Annotated in this window: 18 protein-coding genes; 15 read left to right on the forward strand and 3 right to left on the reverse strand. The window is 70.5% G+C overall.

Annotation, left to right across the window (positions count from 1 at the left end; all coding sequences use genetic code 11):
* Positions 1-5 precede the first annotated feature (5 nt).
* From ACTWQR_RS44155 to ACTWQR_RS44210, 12 genes are all read left to right on the forward strand, one after another.
* Complete coding sequence (locus ACTWQR_RS44155; RefSeq protein WP_443232941.1) at positions 6-3,116, forward strand: type I polyketide synthase; 3,111 nt, start codon at positions 6-8, stop codon at positions 3,114-3,116.
* Positions 3,113-5,029, forward strand: a complete 1,917-nt coding sequence (locus tag ACTWQR_RS44160) for an HAD-IIIC family phosphatase (protein WP_443232943.1) — start codon at positions 3,113-3,115, stop codon at positions 5,027-5,029. The genes ACTWQR_RS44155 and ACTWQR_RS44160 overlap by 4 nt, the downstream gene beginning before the upstream one ends.
* A gap of 95 nt (positions 5,030-5,124) precedes the next feature.
* Complete coding sequence (locus ACTWQR_RS44165; RefSeq protein ID WP_443232944.1) at positions 5,125-6,111, forward strand: LLM class flavin-dependent oxidoreductase; 987 nt, start codon at positions 5,125-5,127, stop codon at positions 6,109-6,111.
* A gap of 96 nt (positions 6,112-6,207) precedes the next feature.
* Complete coding sequence (locus tag ACTWQR_RS44170) at positions 6,208-7,860, forward strand: ABC transporter substrate-binding protein (protein ID WP_443232945.1); 1,653 nt, start codon at positions 6,208-6,210, stop codon at positions 7,858-7,860.
* Positions 7,845-8,846, forward strand: a complete 1,002-nt coding sequence (locus ACTWQR_RS44175) for an ABC transporter permease (protein ID WP_443232946.1) — start codon at positions 7,845-7,847, stop codon at positions 8,844-8,846. The genes ACTWQR_RS44170 and ACTWQR_RS44175 overlap by 16 nt, the downstream gene beginning before the upstream one ends.
* Entirely contained in the window at positions 8,843-9,652 is an 810-nt protein-coding gene (locus ACTWQR_RS44180) for an ABC transporter permease (RefSeq protein WP_443232947.1), read from the forward strand. Before ACTWQR_RS44175 ends, ACTWQR_RS44180 begins: the two co-directional genes overlap by 4 nt.
* Positions 9,649-11,274 (forward strand): dipeptide ABC transporter ATP-binding protein, encoded by a 1,626-nt coding sequence (locus tag ACTWQR_RS44185; protein WP_443232948.1) that lies wholly within the window; start codon positions 9,649-9,651, stop codon positions 11,272-11,274. The genes ACTWQR_RS44180 and ACTWQR_RS44185 overlap by 4 nt, the downstream gene beginning before the upstream one ends.
* An 87-nt stretch (positions 11,275-11,361) precedes the next feature.
* Complete coding sequence (locus ACTWQR_RS44190) at positions 11,362-12,549, forward strand: cytochrome P450 (RefSeq protein WP_443232949.1); 1,188 nt, start codon at positions 11,362-11,364, stop codon at positions 12,547-12,549.
* A 6-nt stretch (positions 12,550-12,555) separates the two neighbouring features.
* A complete protein-coding gene (locus ACTWQR_RS44195; RefSeq protein WP_443232950.1) occupies positions 12,556-12,762 on the forward strand; it encodes a ferredoxin in 207 nt (68 codons plus the stop codon).
* 56 nt (positions 12,763-12,818) lie between these two features.
* The gene (locus tag ACTWQR_RS44200) at positions 12,819-13,982 is read left to right on the forward strand and encodes an acyltransferase family protein (protein ID WP_443232951.1); all 1,164 of its coding nucleotides are present in this window, start codon (positions 12,819-12,821) and stop codon (positions 13,980-13,982) included.
* 25 nt (positions 13,983-14,007) lie between these two features.
* Positions 14,008-15,213, forward strand: a complete 1,206-nt coding sequence (locus ACTWQR_RS44205) for a cytochrome P450 (protein ID WP_443232952.1) — start codon at positions 14,008-14,010, stop codon at positions 15,211-15,213.
* Between the two features lie 23 nt (positions 15,214-15,236).
* On the forward strand, positions 15,237-15,431 hold the full coding sequence (locus ACTWQR_RS44210) for a ferredoxin (protein WP_443232953.1): 195 nt from the start codon (positions 15,237-15,239) through the stop codon (positions 15,429-15,431).
* A gap of 77 nt (positions 15,432-15,508) precedes the next feature.
* Here ACTWQR_RS44210 and ACTWQR_RS44215 read toward each other — a convergent pair whose 3' ends face one another.
* The 3 genes from ACTWQR_RS44215 to ACTWQR_RS44225 all read right to left on the reverse strand — a co-directional run bounded on the left by ACTWQR_RS44215 (position 15,509) and on the right by ACTWQR_RS44225 (position 17,714).
* Positions 15,509-16,507 carry an aldo/keto reductase gene (locus ACTWQR_RS44215; protein WP_443232954.1) on the reverse strand — a complete coding sequence of 333 codons (999 nt, stop codon included), beginning with the start codon at positions 16,505-16,507 and terminating at the stop codon, positions 15,509-15,511.
* 10 nt (positions 16,508-16,517) lie between these two features.
* A complete protein-coding gene (locus tag ACTWQR_RS44220) occupies positions 16,518-17,033 on the reverse strand; it encodes an allene oxide cyclase barrel-like domain-containing protein (RefSeq protein ID WP_443232955.1) in 516 nt (171 codons plus the stop codon).
* Positions 17,034-17,117: 84 nt separating this feature from the next.
* Positions 17,118-17,714, reverse strand: coding sequence for a TetR/AcrR family transcriptional regulator (locus ACTWQR_RS44225; RefSeq protein WP_443232956.1), 597 nt, complete (start codon positions 17,712-17,714; stop codon positions 17,118-17,120).
* Between the two features lie 100 nt (positions 17,715-17,814).
* Here ACTWQR_RS44225 and ACTWQR_RS44230 point away from each other — a divergent pair, with 100 nt between their 5' ends.
* The 3 genes from ACTWQR_RS44230 to ACTWQR_RS44240 all read left to right on the forward strand — a co-directional run bounded on the left by ACTWQR_RS44230 (position 17,815) and on the right by ACTWQR_RS44240 (position 22,206).
* A complete protein-coding gene (locus tag ACTWQR_RS44230; protein ID WP_443232957.1) occupies positions 17,815-19,245 on the forward strand; it encodes an MFS transporter in 1,431 nt (476 codons plus the stop codon).
* A 194-nt stretch (positions 19,246-19,439) separates the two neighbouring features.
* Positions 19,440-21,917 (forward strand): AAA family ATPase, encoded by a 2,478-nt coding sequence (locus ACTWQR_RS44235; RefSeq protein WP_443232958.1) that lies wholly within the window; start codon positions 19,440-19,442, stop codon positions 21,915-21,917.
* Entirely contained in the window at positions 21,829-22,206 is a 378-nt protein-coding gene (locus ACTWQR_RS44240) for a response regulator transcription factor (protein ID WP_443232959.1), read from the forward strand. Before ACTWQR_RS44235 ends, ACTWQR_RS44240 begins: the two co-directional genes overlap by 89 nt.
* The last annotated feature ends 2 nt before the right edge of the window (positions 22,207-22,208 follow it).

Consider the following 22,208-nt stretch of genomic DNA (forward strand, 5'->3'; position numbering starts at 1 on the left):
CTGCCATGGCGGACGAGAAGAAACTGGTCGAGTACCTCCAGTGGACGACATCCGAACTCGCCAGGATCAAAGGCGAGTTGGCGCGGCACGAGGCACAGCACGCCGCACTGCGTGAGCCCGTGGCCATCGTCGCCATGGCCTGCCGCTACCCGGGTGGAGTGCGCTCGCCCGAGGACCTGTGGCACGTGGTGGACCAGGGCGTGGACACCGTCGGCGGACCACCGCGGGACCGCGGCTGGGACCCGGCCGCCCTGGTGTACGCGCACGCCGGGGGATACCTCGACGACGCGGCCGGGTTCGACCCCGGGTTCTTCGGTATCGGTCCCAAGGAAGCCCTGGCCATGGACCCGCAGCACCGGCATCTCCTCGAACTGTCCTGGGAGGCACTGGAACGCGCGGGCATCGTTCCCGGGGATCTGCGAGGCAGCCGTACCGGCGTCTTCGCCGGAGCCATCTACCAGGAGTACGCCCCGTCGGCGGGCACGGTGCCCGCCGACATCGAGGGCCACCTGATGACTGGCAACGCCTCCAGCATCGTCTCCGGGCGCCTGGCCCACACGTTCGGCTTCGAGGGCCCCGCGCTGACCGTCGACACCGCCTGCTCGTCCTCGCTGGTCGCCCTGCATCTGGCCTGCGAGTCACTGCGCCGCTCGGAGTGCGACATGGCGCTCGCCGGGGGCGTGACCGTGATGGCGACGCCCCGCGTGTTCACCGACTTCGCGGCCCAGGGCGGCCTCGCGGCCGACGGACGCTGCAAGGCCTTCGGCAAGGGCGCCGACGGCACCGGATTCGGGGAAGGTGCGGGCCTGCTCGTCCTGGAGCGGCTGTCCGACGCGCGGCGCTCCGGGCACCCCGTGCTCGCCGTGATCACCGGTTCTGCGATCAACTCCGACGGCGCCAGCAACGGCCTCACCGCTCCCAGCGGCGCCGCGCAGCGCAGGGTGATCGAGGCGGCACTGCACAGCGCGGGAATCCCGGCCGCCGCTGTCGACGCCGTGGAGGCGCACGGCACCGGTACCGCGCTCGGCGACCCGATCGAGGCGGGCGCGCTCATCGCCGCGTACGGGACGGCCCACGGGCGGGACACGCCGCTGTACCTCGGCTCGGTGAAGTCGAACCTGGGACACACCCAGGCAGCCGCGGGTGTGGCCGGAGTGATCAAGACCGTGCAGGCGCTGCGACACGGCGTGCTTCCCGCGACGCTGCACGCGGCCGAGTGGTCGGAGTTCGTCGACTGGCCCGCCGACCGGGTGACCGTCCTCAGCGAGCGTCGCCCCTGGGCCGCCCCCGACGGACGGCCCAGGCGGGCCGGAGTCTCCTCGTTCGGCATCAGTGGCACCAACGCCCATGTGATCGTGGAGGAGTTCGTCGAAGCACGTGCGGGGGCGCCGGACGGGGAGAGGCCGCCCGGCGGCCCGGCACGGGACGTGGTCTGGCCGCTCTCCGGAAAGACCTCCGGGGCGGTCCGCGATCAGGCGGCCCGGCTGCGAGGGATGCTTCGGACGCACCCGGACACGGACACCGCAGCTGTCGCCCGGACCCTGGCCACCGGGCGTACGGGCTTCCGGCACCGGGCCACGGTCCAGGGCGCCGACGCCACTGAGCTCGGCCGGGAACTCGACGCGCTGGCCCGCCCGGCGGCACCGGTCCCGGTCGCGGCCTCAGCGCCCAGGATCGCCTTCGTCTTCAGCGGCCAGGGAACCCAGCGGCCAGGCATGGGCGGTGAACTCCACGACCGGTTCCCCCGCTACGCCGAGACCTTCGACGAGGTCTGCGCCGCGCTCGACGAGGCGCGTGCCCGGCAGGGCGCCGACGAGGCTCCGGCGCTGTGCGACATCGTCCTGGCCGCTCCCGGCAGCCCGCGGGCCGGGCTTCTGGAACGCACCGAGTTCACTCAGCCCGCGCTGTTCGCCACGCAGGTGGCGCTCGCCCGGCTCGCCGAGTCCTTCGGCCTGGTACCGGCCGCGTTGCTCGGCCATTCCGTGGGTGAGCTCACCGCCGCGTACATCGGGGGCGCCCTGCTCCTGGAGGACGCGGCCGGGCTCGTGGTGGCCCGGGCCCGCGCCATGCAGGCCGCGCCGGGCGGTGGGGGCATGGTCTCGATCCGGGCCTCCGAGGCGGACGTCCGTGCGTCGCTCGCCCAGGCCGTCGGACCAGTGTCCGTGGCCGCGGTCAACGGGCCCCGTTCCACTGTGATCTCGGGCGACGCGGTGGCCGTACGCAAGCTTGCCGCCGCCTGGCGGACCCGGGGGGTGCGGACCAAGGCACTCAGGGTGAGCCACGCTTTCCACTCCCGGCACATGGACGCGGCGCTGCCCGCGATCGACGCGGCGGCGGCCGGGATCACGGTGTCGGCGCCGAGCGTCCCGGTGGTCGCCAACGAAACCGGCAGGGTGGCCGGCCGCGACGAACTCGCCGCTCCCGGCCACTGGTCCACGCAGGTGCGTGAGACGGTCCGTTTCCACGACGGGGTCGAAACCCTGCACGCCCTGGGCATCGACACCTTCGTCGAGATCGGTCCCGACACCACCATGACCGGTCTGGTCGCGGACTGCCTCACCGATCGGCGGGACACGGTCGCGACGATCCCCCTGATACGGCGGTCCGACTCCGAGGCCCGGTCCGTGGCGCACGCTGTGGGCCGGGCGTACTGCCACGGCGTCTCGGTCGACTGGAACCGGCTGCTGGGCGCGGGGCCGGCCGCCGACCCGGCCCTGGTGCCTGTCTACCCTTTCCAGCACCGCGCGTACTGGCTGCACCGCGCGGCCGTGCCCTCGGCCCAGGACCCCGGCCCTCTCGTGCCCGAGGAAGAGCTCCCGGTCGCCGCGCCGCTCCGGGACGTGCCCGAGGAGGAGCGTTATGCCGCCGTGGTGAGCCGGGTGCTCGACGCGGTGGCCGCGGCCATCGGGCACGCGCCTGGCGACATCGCCCCCGGCGACGATCTCACGGAGATCGGTATCACTTCCTTCGGCGCCCTGGAGATCGCGGCGAGACTGTCTCGCGAAACCGGTGCCGAGGTCCGCCCGAGCGTCGTCCTCGAACACCGCACCTCGCACGAACTGGCCACGTACCTGCTGGACGCGCTCATCTCCCGCACCCCGGAGACCGTCCGATGACGACCACCACCCCGGCCTCGAGCGGCGAGGCGATGACCGTGTTCCGCGGTCTGCACCGCGACGGCGGCCTCGCCCGGCACTTCGACCGTGTCGCCCCGCTCCTGGCGGCGATGGACCGCGCGGACCTCGCGCGTGCGGCTCGGCTCCTCGCGCGCGTCGACCTGGACGAGGCCCGCGTCCATCATCCCGAGCTGCCCTTCGTGTCGGTCGCCCTGACCGGAGGCGGCACCCTGGACGCCCTGCGGACGGCGCTCGTCGCCGAACTCGTCCGCCACGGCTTCGTGCCCGCCGTGCGGCTCACTGATTTCGGCTCGTACGTCTTCGAACTCGGCGACCCAGGCAGCTCCCTGCACACGCGGCCCGCCGAACTGACCGTGTGCGTGCTGGACCATGCGACGGTTCTCGACGAGGTTCCCGTGCCGTGCACGGTTCAGGACATCGCGGACACCCTGAACCGCAAGCTCACCCTGTGGGGAGGCCTCGCCTCCGGTTTCGTCGCCCGGACCTCCGGCACACTCGTGCTCAACACGGTCGTGCTGCCCGCGGACTGGCAGGCGCGGTTCGTCGACTATCCGGCGCGGGCGCGGCTGGGCGCCGCGTGGCGGAGGGCCAACGCGGAACTCCTGGGCCTCGGCGAGGACGCCGACGGCATCGTGGTACTGGACGTCGACCCGCTCCTCGGCGACACGGTGGAACTGGCCGACGCCCGCTTCGACGTGTACGCGGGTGCCAGGCTTTCCGACGCCTTCCTCGCCGCGTACGCCCGGGAACTCGCCCATCTCGTACGGGCGAGGACGGGCCGGACGAAGAAGGTGCTCGCCCTGGATCTCGACGAGACGCTCTGGGGCGGCGTCCTGGGCGACGACGGTGTGGAGGGTATCGAGGTGGCGCACGGCCGCCGCGGCGAGGCCTTCCACCGCTTCCAGGGAGTCGTGAAGCAGCTTCAGTCCCAGGGCGTGCTGCTCGCGGCCGTGAGCAAGAACGACCCGCACACGGTGCTGACCGCCCTACGGGACCACCCGGACCTGCGGGTGCACGAGGACGACTTCGTACGGATTCTCGCCGGCTGGCAGCCCAAGCCGGACTCCCTGCGTACCCTCGCCGCCGGACTGAACCTCGGTAGGGACAGCGTGGTCTTCGCAGACGACAGCCTTCGCGAGTGCGCGGCGGTGGCGGCTGAGCTGCCCGAGACCGTGGTGATCCCGCTGGACGGTGATCCCGCGCTGCATGTGAGGCGTTTGCTCGCGGACGGCTGGTTCACGACCACGGAGATGACGGCGGAGGACCGGGTCCGTACCCGGCGCTACCGGGAGGAGTCGGCGCGCTCCGACTTCCTGTCGGCCGCCGGCAGCGCGGAGGAGTTCCTCGCGGGACTCGGTGTGCGGGTCCGGCTCGCGCCCGTGACCGAGGCTGAGGTCGGGCGAGTCTCCCAACTCACTCTCCGTACCAATCAGTTCAACCTCACCACTTGGCGGCTGTCGGCGGAGGAGGTGCGGGTCAGGGCGTCAGGCCCCCGCACCCGGGTCCTTGCGCTCGCCGCCGGTGACCGGTTCGGCGGCAACGGCATCGTCGGCGCTGTCTTCCTGCGCGCCGAGGGGAACGTCCTGCACATCGACAACATGCTGCTCAGCTGCCGGGTCTTCGCCCGCGGCATCGAGCAGGCCTGTCTCGCCGTGCTGCTTGACCGGGCGCGCGCGGCAGGCTTCGACGCGGTGCGCGGGAGCTATCGGCCGACCTCGAAGAACGCCAAGGTCGCCGATCTCTATCCGCACTACGGCTTCGGCGTCCTGGACGACGGGCCGGGACAGTTCTCCCACACTCTGAAGAAGTTGGTCGAGGTGCCGGGGCATCTGGTTCTCGACGCGGCGGAGAACCTGGTTCCCGGAGCGTCCGCACCCACATTGACAACCTGAGGGTTCCTCGACTTAACTGAGGTCGAGATAAGCTGAGGTGGCCTCAGGATCGATATTCGGTGCGGAGGACACCCGAACGGCAGGAGGAGAGCCCGTTGGCCGAAGGAATCGCGGTTTCGGTGCACGACACGGTGCCCGTGTGGCGGGGTGACACGGCCGGCGACGCGCTGCGCCGCTCCGTCGAACTCGCCAAGGCGGTGGAAGGCTTCGGCTACCGGCGCTACTGGGTGGCGGAACACCACAGCACCCCAGCCCTGGCCACCTCCAGCCCCGCCGTGCTCGCCGGGCCCATTCTGGAGGCCACCCGCACTCTCTCCGTCGGCTCGGGCGCGGTCCTGCTGCCGAACCACTCCGCCCTCGTCGTCGCCGAACAGTTCGGCGTGCTCGCGAGCCTGTACCCCGGACGCGTCGACCTCGGGCTCGGCCGCGCCACGGGGGGCTCGCCTGCCTCGGCCGCCCGCCTCGGCGACCCCAGGAGACTCGGCTTCGACGCCCAACTGGAGGAGTTGCGAGGCTACTTCAGCGGAGGGCACGAGGGCGTCCGGGCGGTTCCCGAACCCGGGACCCCGCCCCGGTTCTGGCTCGTCGGCTCCAGCGTCAGCAGCGCCGTCCAGGCGGGCCGGGCCGGCCTGCCGTACGTGTACGCGCACGCCATCGTGGGAGGCGGGGCGCCCGAGGCGCTGCACGCCTACCGCGAGGCGTTCCGTGCGACTGCCGGGCAGCCGGATCCACACGCCTGCGTGGCCGTGATAGCGGTCGTAGCCGACAACGACGAGCGGGCCCACCGGCTGGCCAACGCCTTTGTGTACGGGCAGATCCTGATGCGCACCGTCGACCCTGACGGCGTCCTGCCGACGGAGGAGGAGACCGCCGCGCGCCCGTTCGCCCCCGCCGAGGAGGCCTTCCTGCGCTCGCGCATCGACCCGCAGTTCGTGGGATCTCCCGAGCGGATCGCCCCCCGCCTGAGCGAACTCGTCGCACGGACCCGCGCCGACGAGTTGTTCGTTCTGACCCAGGTGCCCGACCATGAGGCGCGGATCCGCTCGTACGAACTCGTCGCGAAGATCGCTACCTCGCTCTGAGTGTTCCGCCTCCTCTTCTGTCGCTTTCAGACCGGCTTTAGCCCGGCCGTGCACTGTGACTGACCGAACGTCACTGTCGAAGCGATGAGGACGCGTATGCACTCGGGTACACGGTTCCGAACGGACAGGTCCGTCACCCTGGCGGCGGGGGGCACCGCGCTGGTGATGGCACTGGTGACCGCGTGTTCGTCCGGCGGGGGAAGCGGTGACATGGCCGGCGGCCCGCCCCGGGACGGCGGCACCCTGCGCCTCGCCATCGCCAAGGAGCCCGAGTGCCTGGACCCGCACCAGAGCCCCACGGAAGCGGCCCGGTTGTTGACCCGGCCGATCGTCGACTCTCTGGTGCACCAGACCGAGAACGGCTCCTTCGAGCCCTGGCTCGCCAAGAGCTGGAAGGTGTCGGCCGACGGACTGACGTACACCTTCACGCTTCGCGACGACGTCACCTTCACCGACGGCGCGAGGTTCGACGCCGCGGCCGTGGTCGCCAACCTTGACCACGTGGCCGCACCGGCCACCAAGTCGCTGCTCGCCTCCAGCCTGATCTCGGCCTACAAGTCCTCCCGTGCGGTCGGCACACACACAGCCGAGATCAGGCTGAAGCGGCCCGACTCGGGTTTCCTCGGCGCCCTCGCCCTGCCCAACCTGGGCATCGAATCCCCCGCCACACTCAAGGGCTCCGCCACCCTCTGCAAGAAGATCGTCGGAACCGGACCGTTCCGCACCGCGACCGGGCTCCTCGCCCAGAAGGGCATCGACTACACCAGGAATCCGGACTACGACTGGGGCCCGAAGTCGGCTCGTCACTCCGGCCCCGCACGTCTTGACGGCATCACGGTTCAGGTCGTCCCCGACAACGCCTCCCGGTACGGAGCCCTCACCAGCGGGCAGATCGACGCGGCCACCGGCCTCGATCCCACAAGCACCCGGCAGCTCCGGAAGACGCCCGGTCTCACCCTGCACAAGGTGAGCTTCCCCGGCGCCAACTACAGCTACTGGCCCAACACCCAGAACGGTCCGCTCGCCGACGTGGACGTCCGCAAGGCACTGCGCGCCGGCATCGACTGGTCGACGATCGCGCGGAAGGTCTACTTCGGCCAGTACCCCGCGGCCAAGGGCCCTCTTTCCGTCACCACGCCCGGCTACGACGACTCCGGGGTAGCGGCCTACGCCTACGACCCCGCCGGGGCGGACCGCCTGCTCGACGCGGCCGGCTGGACGGGGCGTGACGCCGGCGGCTACCGCACCAAGGACGGCAAACGCCTCAGGATCAGGCACCTGTGGTCCGACCCGTCGGTCACCGACCTCGCGGTGCAGATCCAGTCCGCGGCGAAGGAACTCGGCGTCGAATTCGTCGAGCAGAACGTCGACAGCGGCACCTTCGTCAAGCGGCTGCTCACCGGCGACTACGAGATCATCGACACCAGCTTCTCCTCGCCCGGCCCCGACGTCCTGCGCGTGTTGTTCGCCAAGGAGAACATTCCCACCCCCGAGCGAGGCGTCAGCAACAACATGGCCCGCTACGACAATCCCGCTCTGGAAGGGCAGTTCACCGACGCACAGCGCACCACGGACCAGAAGGAGCAGTTCCGCATCTACGGCGGTGTGCAGCAGCGGATCACCGACGACGCGGCGGTCCTGCCCGTGTACTCACCCGTCTCGACGTTCGCCGCCCGCACCACCGTCCGCGGCGCCGGCTTCACCGCCGACGGCTCCGCCGACCTCTACGCCATATGGCTGGCGTCCTGAAAGCTGTGCCCGCCCCCGGGGACACCGCCCGGGGGCGGGCACAGCATGCCCGGCTCCTCCGTCTCGTCCTTGCCCGCGCGGCCGGCTCCGTCGCCGTCCTGTGGGGCGCGGTGACCGTGACGTTCCTCCTGATCCAGGTCATGCCCGGAAGCACAGCCGACGTCCTGCTCGGCCGGTCCAGCGTCACTCCCCGCATCCGCGCCGAGATCACCGCCCAATACCACCTCGACGACCCCCTGTTGAGCCAGTACTTCACCTACCTCGGGCGGATCGCCCAGGGCGACTTCGGGGATTCGTACGTGCTGCGCCGGCCCGTGTGGGACGCCATCGGATCCCAGCTGTCCGACACCCTGGCTCTCATCCTGTGCACGCTGCTCGTCACGGCGGTCGGTTCCGTGGTGCTCGCGGTGATGGGCGCGAGCCGCCGCGGCTGGATCCAGTCGCTGTTCGCCGCCGTTGAGTCCCTCGTCGTCGCCTTGCCGCCGTTCTGGCTCGGGCTGCTCCTGCTGACCGTCTTCTCCTTCACCCTCAACTGGTTCCCGACCATAGGCTCCTCCGGCCTGAACGGACTGGTGCTCCCCACCGTCGCGCTCGCCGCCGGGCCCACCGCCGTCGTCGCCCAGGTGTTGCGCGAGGGACTGCTCAGAGCCCTGGAGGAACCCTTCGTGGTGACCGCCCGCGCCCGTGGCATCGGCGAACTGACCCTGCGAGTACGGCACGTGCTGCGGCACGCCCTGCTGCCGGCCATCACACTGCTGGGCTGGATCGGGGGTTCCCTGATCGGCGGCGCCGTGATCATCGAGATCGTGTTCTCACGGCAGGGCGTCGGGCGTCTGATGCTCTCCTCCGTGCAGAACAAGGACATGCCGGTGGTGATCGCTGTCGTCCTGCTCGCGGCCACCGTGTTCGTCCTGGTCAACATCCTTGTTGACGCGCTCCAGTGGCTCGTCGATCCGAGGACGCGCGACATGCGGAGGCCGACGTGACCCGCGCCCGGCTCGGACTCTGGCTGGGCGTGACGATCCTCGTCGTCCTCGCAGGAATGGCCGCCGCCCCCTCGCTCTTCACCGGCACCGATCCCAACACGGCGGACGTCGACGCCATCCTCCGGCCTCCCGGCGACGGGCACTGGCTCGGCACCGACCAGAACGGCCGCGACCTGTACGCCAGGATCGTGTACGGAGCCCGCCCCTCCCTGCTCATCGGGACCGGCGCGGTCGCCCTCGCCCTCGTCGGCGGCACCCTCGTCGGGGTCGCCGCCGCTCAGTTCGGCCGGATCGCCGACCAGGTCATCGGCCGGTTCCTCGACGTGGTGTTGTCCGTACCCGGGCTGCTCCTGGTCTTCCTTGTGGTCGCCGTCCTCGGCCCGGGCACGGGACCGGCCACTGTGGGGCTCGCCGTCGTGTCGCTGCCCGGCTTCGCCCGGGTCGCCCGCGCCGAGGTGATCGGACTGCGCGGCCGGGCGTACGTCGAAGCAGCGTACGGATTCGGCTGGACCCGGGCGCAGGTGATCGTCCGGCATGTCCTGCCCAACGCGCTGGGGCCCGTCCTCGCACTCGCCACCGTCTCGCTCGGCGCGATGATCGTGGCGAGTTCCAGCCTCAGTTTCGTCGGTCTCGGGCCTCAGCCGCCCACCGCCGAGTGGGGCGCGATGCTGGCCGGCAGCCGCGGTTTCCTCGCTTTCGCCTGGTGGCCGGCCGCCTTCCCCGGCGCCGCCATCACGCTCGCCGTCCTCGCGGTCACCGGGGTCGGCCGGCATCTGCAGCGGACCGTCGACGGGAGACAGCGATGAGCACGGACGCGAATCCCGGCATCGGTCCCGATGCCGAACTCGTCCAGGTCGAGGATCTGACCGTGAGCTTTACCCGGGGCCGCCGACGCGTGGACGCCGTGCGCGGAGTCTCGTTCCGGATCCGGCGCGGCGAGATCGTCGCCATCGTCGGCGAGTCCGGCTCGGGCAAGAGCGTCACCGCCCGCAGCCTCGTGGGTCTCGCCGGCGACGGCGCGTCCGTCCGCGCCGGGACCCTCGCCTTCGACGGCACGGACCTACTGCGCGCTGAGCCCCGTCGGCTGCGCGCGTTGCGGGGCCGGCGCATCGGATTCGTCCTGCAGGACGCGCTCGGCTCGCTCGACCCGCTGCGCCGCGTCGGTGCCGAAGTGGCCGAACCCCTGCGGGAACACCGCGTCGTACCGGCCTCGAAGACCGGGGCCGAGGTGGAGCGGTTGCTCACCGAGGCCGGTGTCCCGGATCCCGCGAGCCGGGCCTCGCAGTACCCGCACCAGCTCTCCGGCGGGCTGCGTCAGCGCGCCCTGATCGCCTCCGCGCTGGCGGCCCGCCCAGACCTGCTGATCGCCGACGAGCCGACCACGGCCCTCGACGCCACCGTGCAGCAACAGATCCTCGAACTGCTCCGCGAACGCACCCGTGACGGCACCGCCGTCCTCCTCATCAGCCACGACCTCGGCGTCGTCGGTGAACTCGCCGACCGTATCCACGTCATGAAGGACGGCCGCTTCGTCGAGGAGGGCCCCGCCGCACGGATCCTCACCGCACCCGGCCATCCGTACACCCGCGCTCTGGTGGCCGCCGTCCCCGGCGAAGAGACGAGATCGGACCCGGGGCCAGGCCCGGTGCTGCTGCGTGCCGAGAGACTGGTCAAGGAGTACCGGCTGCCGGGCGGGGCGCCGCTCACCGCGGTCGACGGGGTGTCACTGACTGTGCGGGCCGGCGAGACCGTCGGCATCGTCGGCGAGTCCGGCTCGGGCAAGACCACCGTCGGACGGATGCTGATGGGACTCGTCGAACCCGACACGGGCCGGGTGGAGCTGGACGGCCGTACCTGGGCCGAGCGGAGCGGCGCCGAACGCCGCGCGGACCGGCGGCGGGTCCAGATGATCCACCAGTATCCGCTCGGCTCCTTCGATCCCCGGTACACGGCACGGCAGTTGCTCGAGGAACCGTTGCGTGCCACGCGCACGGAACGGAGCACGCGCGGCACGCGGATCAGTGAACTCCTCACCTACGTGAGCCTCGATCGAGCCGTCCTGGACCGAAGGGCCCGGGACCTGTCCGGAGGACAGCGTCAGCGGCTCGCCATCGCCCGGGCCCTCGCTCCCCGCCCCGACGTAATCGTCTGCGACGAACCGGTGTCCGCCCTCGACGCCTCCGTCCAGGCCCAGATCCTCGACCTCCTGATCGACGTTCAGGAACGCCTGGGCGTGGCCTATGTGTTCATCTCGCACGACCTGGGCGTCGTCCGGCGGCTGAGCCACGAGGTCGCTGTGATGAAGGACGGACGCGTCGTCGAGGCCGGCTCCGCGGCGCAGATCTTCGGCACCCCGAAGGACCCGTACACCAAGGCACTGTTGGCCGCCGTTCCCCGTATTCGCACCGCAGCGCAAAAGCCTCTCTGAAGCGGCGCTTAACCGCTCTTGCCCGCTTCTGCGGCGCTGAATAGCGTCGCTTTCCCACGGTCCGCTCCGTTCGAAGGACGAAAAGGAATGGCAGAAGCTCCGCCGTACCCGCAGTCGCGCACCTGTCCCTATCAACCGCCCGCTGGATACCGCGAAATAGGTGAAGCGGGGCCGGTTCTCAAGGTGACCCTCTTCGACGGGCGAGAGGCCTGGATGGTCACCGGCTACCAGGAATCCCGAGAGATCCTCACCCACCCGAATCTCTCCTCGCAGCGGACCCACCCCGGATTTCCCATCGTCGCCCCCCGGTTCCGTTCGCAGATCGCCCGGAGCCTTGCGCTGATCGCGATGGATCCTCCGGAGCACGACATCTACCGGCGCTACCTCAACCCGCACTTCAGCCTCAAGCAGGTACGCCGGATGCGGCCGGAGATGGAGAAGATCGTCTCCGGCTTCGTGGACCGGATCATCGCCCACGGGCCTCCGGCCGACCTCGTGCCGCTGCTCGCGGTGCCGCTGCCGTCCCTGGTCATCTGCCGGCACCTCGGAGTGCCGTACCAGGACCACGAGTTCTTCCAGGACGCCAGTGGCAAGGTGATGCTGGGCACCGAGGAGGAGTCGGCGACCGCGGCACAGAACCTGGTCGACTACATCGACGGCCTGGTCACCGAGCAGATCAAGTCCCCGACGGACGGCCTGCTGGGGCAGCTCGTCACTGAGCGCGTACTGACCGGAGACATCGGACACAAGGAACTCGTCTCCATCGCGCTCGTCCTGCTCATCGCCGCTCACGAGACGACCTCCTCATCCCTGGCGCTCGGCGTCATCACTCTCCTCGAACACCCCGAACAGCTGGCGAAACTGCGGGCGGACCGCGACCTGCTGCCCGGTGCGGTCGAGGAGCTGTTGCGCTACATCGCCACCACCGACCTCGTCGCCACCCGGATCGCCAAAGGCGACATCGAGATCGCCGGACACCTCATCCGCGAGGGGGAGGGGGTCCTCGTCTCGGGCACGCTCGCCAACCGGGACGAGAAGTTCCACCAGAGGCCCGACGAGTTCGACGTACTGCGTTCGGACACCCACCACGTGACCTTCGGTTTCGGCATCCACCAGTGCCTGGGCCAGAACCTCGCCCGTCTCGAACTCGAAGTGGCGTTCCGGGAACTGCTCACCCGCATCCCCGGCATGCGGCTTGAGGTCGCCGTGGACGAGCTCCCCATCCTCGGCGCGGGCACGGTGCAGCGTGTGCTGTCCCTGCCGGTGGAGTGGTGACACGCCATGCGCGTGCGAGCCGACCGGGAGTCCTGCATCAGCGGCGGCCGGTGCATGGCAACCGTCCCTGAGGTGTTCGACCAGGACGACGAAGGACTCGTCGTCGTCCTGACCCCGAGTCCCGCGCGAGAGCACCGGGACAAGGCGCGCAAGGCCGCCTATCTGTGCCCGGCGCGAGCGATCGACATCACAGAGAGCTCGTCCGCGGACTGAGCCTTCGCGGGGAGTGCCACCGACGGTCCGGACCGAGCGGACGAGAAGGAGAGAGCATGACACCCCAGCCCCCGGCGGAGTCGTCAAGACTTCCGTCGCTCACCGGAATGCGGTTCGCAGCGGCGTTCCTGGTCTTCCTGTGCCATTCCTTCGTCCTCGGGTACTTCCACCGGGACACTGAGGCAGCGTTGCGGCCGTACGCCTTCGCGATCGGCTGGCTCGGTGTGGAGTTCTTCTTCGTCCTCAGCGGTTTCGTCCTGACCTGGTCGGTACGGGAGGGTCAGCCGGCCCGCCGGTTCTGGCGCCGCCGCCTGGCGAAGGTCTACCCGAACCACGTCGTCACCTGGATCGCGGCCTTGGGCCTGGCGCTGTGGGCCGGGCAGAGGGTGGACTTCGCCGAACTGCTGCCGAGCCTCTTGCTGGTGCACACCTGGTACCCACAGCTCGACGTCATCCTCTCGATCAACGTCGTGACCTGGTCCCTCGCCTGCGACCTGTTCTTCTATCTCGCCTTCCCGCTTCTGTACGCCCTCGTCCGGCGCATTCCGGCCCGTCGGCTGTGGTGGGCGGCCGCCTCCGTCGCAGCCGTCATCATGCTTCTGCCGGCGCTCGCGTCCGCGTGGCTGCCCGGTGCTCCGAGGCTGCCGGGACAGGACATGTCGCTCACCCAGAACTGGTTCCTGGTGTCCTTCCCACCCATCCGGGCGCTGGACTTCACACTTGGCATCATCATGGCGCGCATCGTGCGCACAGGCGGGTGGATCCGCTTCGGCCCGGTGCCGGCGCTGGCCCTGCTCGTCCTCGGCTTCGCCGTGCAGACATCCCAGTTTCCCGGGGTGTACAGCCTCACCGCACCGATCGTGGTGCCGCTCGCGCTGCTCATCCCCGCGGTGGCCACGGCCGACGTACGAGGCGGCTTCTCGCCGTTCCGCGGCCGCACGCTGCAGTGGCTGGGCACTGTCTCCTACGCGTCCTACCTCGTGCACTACCTGGTGCTCGCGTACGGGCACACCGCCCTGGGCACGGGGCGGACCTGGGACGCGGTGCCGGCGACCGGCATTCTCGCGGCCCTGTTCGTCGGCACGACCCTGCTCGCGGCGGCGCTGCACCGGTTGGTGGAGGAACCGGGCATGCGGTGGTGGGGGCGCCCCCGCGCCCTGCCGGCGCCCGGCGTCGCGCGCGTTCCGGACGGCGGGAAGGTGCCGACCGTTCCCGAATGACCGAATGAAGGAAGGAACATAGCCCTTGTTCTCCTATCCGCAGGACAGAAGCTGTCCTTATCAGCCGTCGCCCGGATATCAGGAACTCGGACGTGGCGGTCCGCTGCACAAGGTGTCTCTCTGGGACGGCCGGTCGATATGGATGGTCACCGGACATGCGACCGGGCGGAAACTCCTCGCCGATCCGCGTATGTCCGCGGACCGATCCCGGGATGATTTCCCGGTGGTGCTGCCCAGATTCGAGGCGCCCATTTTCAAACCCATCGCCATCATCGGATTCGACCCGCCGATGCATGATGTGCACCGCAGAATGCTGGCCCCGGACTTCAGCCTCAAGCATGTCCGCGAAATGCGCGGCGAGGTCGAGGAACTCACCGGCAGGCTGGTGGACGACATGCTCCGCAAAGGACCACCCGCCGACCTGGTGGAGGACTTCGCGCTGCCGATTCCGTCCATGGTGATCTCCCAGTTGCTCGGAGTCCCGTACGACGACCACGAGTTCTTCGAGGCGAAGACGGTGGGGCTGCTCCAGGCCAAGGACGCGGCCGGCGCGCAGGCGGCCGGCCAGGCGCTCTGGGACTACCTCGACGGGCTCATCGGCGCGCAGGGGCAGGCGCCGGGCGGCGAAGGGGTGCTGGGTCGACTCGCGGGACGGACCGACGACAAGGACCTCAGCCGGGAGGATCTGCTGCGGATCGCCCTTGCTCTGCTGATCGGCGGCCACGACACCACCTCGCAGATGATCGCCCTCGGTGTCGTCACCCTGCTGGAACACCCGGACCAGCTCGCGGCCGTGCGCTCCGACCCCGATGTGCTGCCCGCGGCCGTCGATGAGCTGCTGCGGATGGTCTCGGTCACCGATGTGTCGGGGGTGCGGGTGGCGACCGCGGACATCGAGGTCGACGGCGAGGTCATCAAGGCAGGGGAGGGCGTGCTCGTCTCCTCGTCGATGGCCAACCGGGACCCGGCGGTTTACGAGGACCCATACACCTTCGACGTCCACCGGGGCGCCGGGCGCGGTGGTGCGGCAGCGGCCCGGCAGCATCTCACCTTCGGCTTCGGCATCCACCAGTGCCTGGGGCAGAACCTGGCCCGGATGGAGCTGGAGGTGGCGTTCTCGACGCTCGTCGAGCGGATTCCGCGGCTGCGGCTGGCGGTGCCCGTGGGTGATCTGCCGTCGCGCACCGGCGGAACCATGCAGGGCGTGCACCGGCTGCCGGTCGAGTGGTGACGAGCGCGAGGGAAGGAACGACGATGAGAGTGAGTGCCGACAGAAGCCGTTGCATGGCCGCGGGACACTGCGCGGTGACGGTTCCCGGGGTCTTCGACCACGGCGACGACGGCCTGGTGGTCGTGGTCGACGAGAAGCCGGGCGAGGACTTCCGGAAGGAGGTCGAACTGGCCGTGGAACTGTGCCCGTCCCGGGCGCTGGCGATCACGTCGGAGTAGCGCGGCCGAGGTTTCCCGGGGCGGTCCTCCCGCGGACCGCCCCGGCGCGCGTGCCGGCGCTCACCGGCCGATCGTGTTCACAGCCCGATGTAGCTCATGCTCTGTTCGTTCCAGCGCTCGCCCAGCACCGCGGCCGAGGGCACCGCGGCGGCGATCGCGTCGAGTTCCTCGTCGCGCAGGCGGCGGCGGACCGCGGCGGTGTTCTCGTCCAGATGCGCGACGCTCCTCGTCCCGGGGATCGGTACCACGTCCGGGCCGCGGTGGTGCAGCCAGGCCAGCGCCAGCTGGGCCGCCGTCATACCGAACCGGCTGGTCCGCGCGGCGAGTCGATCGGCCAGAGGGAGGTTCCCCGCGAGGTTCTCCGGGGAGAAACGGGGCAGCCCGAACCGTCGGAAGTCACGCTCCCCGAGCTGGTCCGCCGACCGGACGGCGCCGGCCAGAAAACCGCGGCCGAGCGGCGCGTACGGGACGATCGCGATGCCGAGCCGCCGGCACACGGCGACGATTTCCTGTTCGATGTCCCGGGACCACAGGGACCATTCGGTCTGCAGCGCGGCCACCGGAGCGACCGCATGCGCCCGGGCGATGGTTCCTGGCCCGGCCTCGCTCAGCCCGAACTCCCGGATCTTTCCCGCCGCCTTGAGCTCGGCCAGGGCACCGACGGTCTCCTCGACCGGGACGTTCCGGTCGATCCGGGTGAGCGTGTACAGATCGATGTGGTCGACGCCCAGGCGTCGCAGCGAGGCCTCGCAACTCGCCCTGACATAGGGTGCGTCCCCGCGGATGCCGGTGCCTACGCCCGGACCGGGCCGTACGACGCCGAACTTGGTCGCGATCACCGCCTCGTCGCGGCGCCCGGCCACCGCTTTGCCGAGCAGCTCCTCACCCGCTCCGTGGCCGTAGACGTCCGCGGTGTCGAGGAGCGTGACGCCGAGGTCGAGGGCGCGCCGGATCGTGGTCATCGCCTGACCGGTGTCGACCGGGCCGTAGAACTCGGACATGCCCAGACAGCCGAGGCCCTGGGCGCCCACGGTGAGTGAGCCGATGGAACGGGTGGGAAGGGGCGTCGGGGTCATCGTTCCCCCGTCACTTCTTGTACAGGACGATCGACGACTCGTACGTGGTGTGGGACTCCTGGACGAGCGGCCGGAACTGGCGGAAGCCGACCGCCCCGCGCAGCGGCCCGCTGACGACGACCGCCGGGAAGGTGGCGTGCTCACCGGCTGTCAGCCGTGCGTCGTCGACCAGCCCGCCGGCCCGGACGACGTTTCCGTCGTTGAGCGTGATCTGCTCGCCGAAATACGCGATGAAGTGCTCGTCCTCCTCGCGTCGGTAGAGCATCCGGCCCGCGCCTTCGGTGTGCCCGAGCGGCTCACCGTCGGGGCCGAAGATCTCCAGTTTGACGGTGGCGAAGTCGTTCTCGGTCGGGGTGGTGCCGGTGGGATCCGGGTTGTTCGACTCGTACGCGACCACCTTCTCGGTCAGGTCGCGCAGGATGAGTGACCTGCCGGTGTCGCGGAGGGCGTCAACCCGCGAGGACACGGTCTTGGGGGGTGTGGCGACCAGCGGCAGCAACCAGTCGGACAGGACCTGCAACACCATGATGAGCCCTCCTGATGCGGGATTGGTGCCGATTCCCGCCGACGCTAGGAGGGCACGCTCAAGCCGCTCTAAAGGGCCCGGGCCTCAAGACTCGGGGGAGTGCGCGACGATCCCCTCCAAGACCAGTTGCAGGAACCGGTCGGTGCCGTCCCGACCGCCGGGCAGCGCGTTCTCGCGGACCCAGGCCGCGCCGCTGAGCAGGTCGAACAGTTCGTTCGGGGTGACATCGGCGCGGACCCTGCCCGCTTCCTGGGCGGCGCGGAGCAGCCCGGCGCCGCTGCTGTGCATGGCGGCACACGCGGCGTGTGAGGGCGTGCCCTCGTCGTACATGCTCTGCGTGAGGATGCCGACCAGGCCGCGGAACGTACTGAAGTGGCGTACTGCCCGGCTCATCCACTCCACCAGGGCCTCCAGTGGGTCGTCCGTGGCCAGCGTCTCGGCGTGGGCGACGAGGTCCGCGAGGCCGTCGCGGGTGGCTGCCTCGACCAGCGACGCCCGGTTCGGGAAATGGCGGTAGAGGGTGCCGATCGCGACGCCGGCCCGGGCGGCGATGTCCTCCAGGGAGGCCTCGGAGCCCTCGGCCTCGAAGGCTTTGCGGGCGGCGGCGAGGATCGCGTCGTAGTTGCGGGCGCCGTCCGCCCGCTTCGGGCGCTGCGCGATGTAGGGCGGGTTGTCTGCCACGGTGCCTCCACTTGACTACCTGAGGTCGCCTCAGGTTAACTGCACTCGCTTAACCTGAGGCTGTCTCAGCATAGTATCCGGCGCAGACCGTGGAGGACTCATGACCGCAGACACCGTTTCCGGAGACATTCCGGCCGAGGGCGCACCACCACGGACATCCTGGGCCCTCGCGCTCACGGCGATCGTCGGCGCCGAATTCATGCTTCAGCTCGACGGCACCATCGTGAACGTCGCCCTTCCGGCCCTCCAGGACGATCTCGGCGTCTCGGTCACCTCTGCCTCCTGGGTACCCAACGCCTTCCTGCTGGCCTTCGGCGGACTCCTGCTCTTCGCCGGCCGCCTCGGCGACGTCTTCGGCCACCGTAAGGTCTTCCTCGGCGGCATCTCCCTCGTCGTCGTCGCCTCCTTGATCGCCGGCCTCGCCCCCAACCTTGAACTCCTGCTGGTCGGGCGTGTCCTCCAGGGCGCCGGCGCCGCCATCGCCGGCCCCACCGGACTCGCCCTGCTCGCCGTCGTCTTCGAGGGCGAACGCCAACAGCGTGCCTTCGGCCTCTACTCCACCGTCACCGGCCTCGGTGCCTCCGCAGGCATGGTGCTCGGCGGCGTGCTGACGTGGGTGGGAGACTGGCGCTGGAGTCTGCTGGTCAACGTCCCCGTCGGCCTCGCCATTGTGCTGGTCACCCTCAAGGCCCTGGGCGTCAAGGACGACGCCACTCGCTCCCGCTCGCTCGGGCTGCCGAGCGCCGTGCTCGTCAGCGGAGCCGTTACCACCCTCGTATACGGGTTTGTGCACGCCGCGGAGAAGGGCTGGGGCGACACCTGGACGATCGTGGCGCTGGCGGCCTCGGCCGCCCTGTGGGGCGCGCTCTTCACCGTCGACTCGCGGAACGCGGAACCGCTGCTGCCAGGACGGATCTTCGCCGACAGGGTGCGCGCCGGATCATTCCTGAACCTGCTGCTGCTCGCCGCCGTGCTGACGAGCTACCTCATCTACCTGGTGCAGTACCTCCAGGGCGTGCTCGATCTGAACGCCCTGGAGAGCGGCCTCGCCATCCTGCCTTTCGGTATCGCCCTGTTGATCACCACTCAGGTCCTCACGAAGTACCTCGCCGCGATCGACCTCAAGCTCCGCGCGATCGGCGGCCTCGTCGTCGTCCTGGCAGGGGTGGCCTGGCTGAGCCTGCTCGACGAGAACAGTTCGTACGCTGCCGGGGTCCTGCCGCAGATCGTGCTCATCGGCATCGGCGTAGGGGTGGCCATCATCCCCTTCAACATGATCATCCTGACGACGGCTCCCCCCGAGTACGCCGGAGTGACCGCCGGAGTGCTGCAGACCGCTCTGACCATCGGAGGCTCCGTCGGCCTCGCCGTGCTGCTGATCCCTTTCACGGCCGGCGACAACTCCATTGCCGCGAACATCTCCTCAGTGTTCGTCTGGGCCTCCTTCCTGACCGTTCTCGCTCTCGTTGTCGCTGTCCTGTTCTGGTACGGCCCTGGCGCCAGGAAACCGGCACCTGCGTCACAGGACTGAGCCCCCGTCCCGCAGGGACGAAGCAGTGCGTCGGCTGAGCCCCGCCTACTGCTTGGGGCAGTTCCATGAAAGTTATGTTGCGGGATAAACCTCCCTCACGGAGCGCTCCTATGCTGCTGAATGCCTCTGCGGCCCCCAGGACCCCGTTGGGCGTCCGGACCGCAGTCGCAGACAGCGGAAGGAGACTGACCGACATGGTCACCGCCATCGCAGGGAGGCAAGTCCGCACCACCGTCCGTCGCAAGGAACTGGAGGCACTCAGGCACCTGGTCCGATCGGCGACCACAGGCCGCTGCGCGACCGTGGAACTCATCGGAGATCCCGGATCCGGCAAGACCGCCCTGCTGACCGAACTCGCCTCGGAGGCACGGCGTGAGGGCGTTGCCGTCCTGCGCGGCCTGTGCGCCGAGCCCACTCAGGAACGGGCGCCCTTCTGGCCGTTCGTCGAAGCCCTGGGCGGCCTCGAAACCCCCGGCGTGTTCGGCCGCGGTGGCCCCACAGGCCCCCTGCCCGTGGCCGCCTCCCTGTTGCGCAGCCTCACACAGCCGCCTCAAGACCCCGATGCCCTCGCCCCCGCAGGCCACGGACTCACCCGCCGTTGCCAGTACTTCGCCGAGATCCGCCGCATGCTCGCGAACTGTGCGGCTGCCGCGCCACGCGGCCTGCTGCTCGTCCTCGACGACTTCCACTGGGCTGATTCCTGCTCCGTACGGCTCTTGGAGACACTGACGCGCCGACCGGTCGGTGGCCTCGCGGTCGTGGTGGCGCACCGGCCGAGGCAGGCTCCGCCCGGCCTGCGCGTCGTCCTGCAGCACGGCGTCGAACTCGGCACCGTCGACGAGGTGAGCCTGGCTCCGCTGACGCTCGCGCAGTGCGCCGACCTGCTCCGCACCCCACCCGACGCGGCCGGACTGCGGCAGCTGTACGAGCGCAGCGGCGGCAACGCCCTCTATCTCACAGTCCTCGCTGCCGCCGGCGGCCCATCTGACGACCCCACGCATGTGGGCGTGCGACGAGGTTTCGAGAACCGGCTCCTCGCGGAGTGTGCGCTCCTCAATGCGGACGTGCTGATCGCCGCACACGCCGCGGCCGTGCTCGGCGAGACCTTCGACGTGGACTCCGTCGCGGCCGTCGCCCAGCTGAGCCAGGACGAGACCTGCCGGGCCCTGGGCATCCTCAGGAGCCGTGACCTGGTGCGTGCGGTGCCCGGCACCGGTGCCCTGGCCTTCCGCCATGCCCTGCTGCGCGACTTCCTGTACGCGGAGGCCGACTCCTGCTGGCGTGCGGCCGCCCACCGCAGGGCCCTGTCCCACCTTTCCGAACTCGGTGCCCCGCCGATGGACCGGGCCCCGCACGCCGTACTGTCGGGCGCACTCGCGAGCCCGATGGACGAGGCCGTGCTCACCGCCGCCGTGAAGGAAGCCCTGCCCGTCGGCCGGACGGCGCTCGCGGCACAGTGGACCATGTACGCGCTGCGCCTGCACCGCGTCGGCCGCCTGCGTGGCCTCGCCCCCGACTCGGCGCAGCCCGGCTGTGAGCTCTGGCTGCCGGTCGTGCGGGCGCTGGCGGCGAAGGGTGATGTCACACGGCTGCGTGCGCTCGTCAGGGAAGTTCTCGCTGTTCTCGCGGACCAGCCGGACGCGGTCCGGGTCTCTGCCGTCGCCTCGCTCGCCAGGGTGCAGGCGGCGCTCGGACTGCCCGAGGAGGCACACGCGCTCATCACCTCCACGCTCTCCGCCCTGCGCGGTGGGGGAGAGTCCGAAGCCGTGCTCCACGTCCAGTCCCAACTCGTGTGGGTGCTCGCCGGCCAGCTCCCGCCGCGCGCCGACGTGGAGGTGCTGGCCCGGCACACGGTCCGGGCCACTCCCGTCACGGCCGCGGGCGCGCTCGTCCTGCGCGGGCTGAGCGCGGTCTTCGCCGGAGACCTGTGTGCCGCGGAGACCGCCCTCGACGAGGGCGCCCAGGTCCTGGACGGCCTGGAGCCCGAGGGCCCCGACGGGGACGCGTTAACCGGATATCTGCTCGTGCTGGCCTGCGCCGAATCGGCGATGGGGTGGTACGGGCCCGCGCAGGCGCATGTGGAGCGCGCCCTGGCCGAGGCGCGGCTCCGGGGCGATCTGCCACTGCTGCCCGCCCTGCTGAATGTCCTGGCATACGTCGACTACCAGGCCGGACAGATGTCCGAGGCCCTGGAAGCGGCCCAAGAGGCCCGTGCCGCCGCACTCTCGGCCGGCCGTGACCACCTCGTGGCGCTCGCCGATGCCGTGACGGCCGCGGCCTGGGCATGGCTGGGGGACAAGGCGCCTGCCGGAGCACGCGGCGCGATACCGGAGGTCGCGACGGGCGATGTCCCGAGGGCATCCGTCATCGCGCTCCTCCACGCCGAGGCGGCGCTGGCGGCGGGCGACGGTGCCACGGCCCTCGCACTGCTCCTGCCCGGGCGCGAGGCGCGGCGCGTACCTGAGCCTCCGTCGATTCTCGCCGTGCCGGGTGTACGAACTGCTGGCCGCCGCATCAGTGGCCACAGGCAACAGCGCGCAGGAGTGGGCGGACCGTGCGGAGTCCGTCGCCGCCACGCTCAACGTGGCGGAGCAGCGCGGCCACGCCCTGCTCGCCCGCGGGCATGTGCTGCTCGCCCGCTCGCTCCCGGCGGAGGCGACGCACTGCTATGACGAGGCCTACGCTCTGCTCGGCGAGACCGCCGCCGGCATGCGGGCCAGAGACCTCGCCCGTACCGCCTCACTGTCCTGCCGCGGCGGAAACCCGGATGCGATGGGGGAACTGACACCCCGGGAACGGGAGGTGGCGGAACTCGCGGGGGAGGGGTTGAAGACCAAGGAGATCGCCGAGCGGTTGTTGGTCAGCCCGCGGACGGTCGACGTTCACCTCACCCGCATCTACAGCAAGCTGGGTGTCAACACCCGGGCAGCGCTGGTGCGATTGATGACCAAGGCGGCCTGAGG

This window comes from Streptomyces sp. 2A115 (assembly GCF_052245575.1).
Classification (GTDB): Bacteria; Actinomycetota; Actinomycetes; order Streptomycetales; family Streptomycetaceae; genus Streptomyces.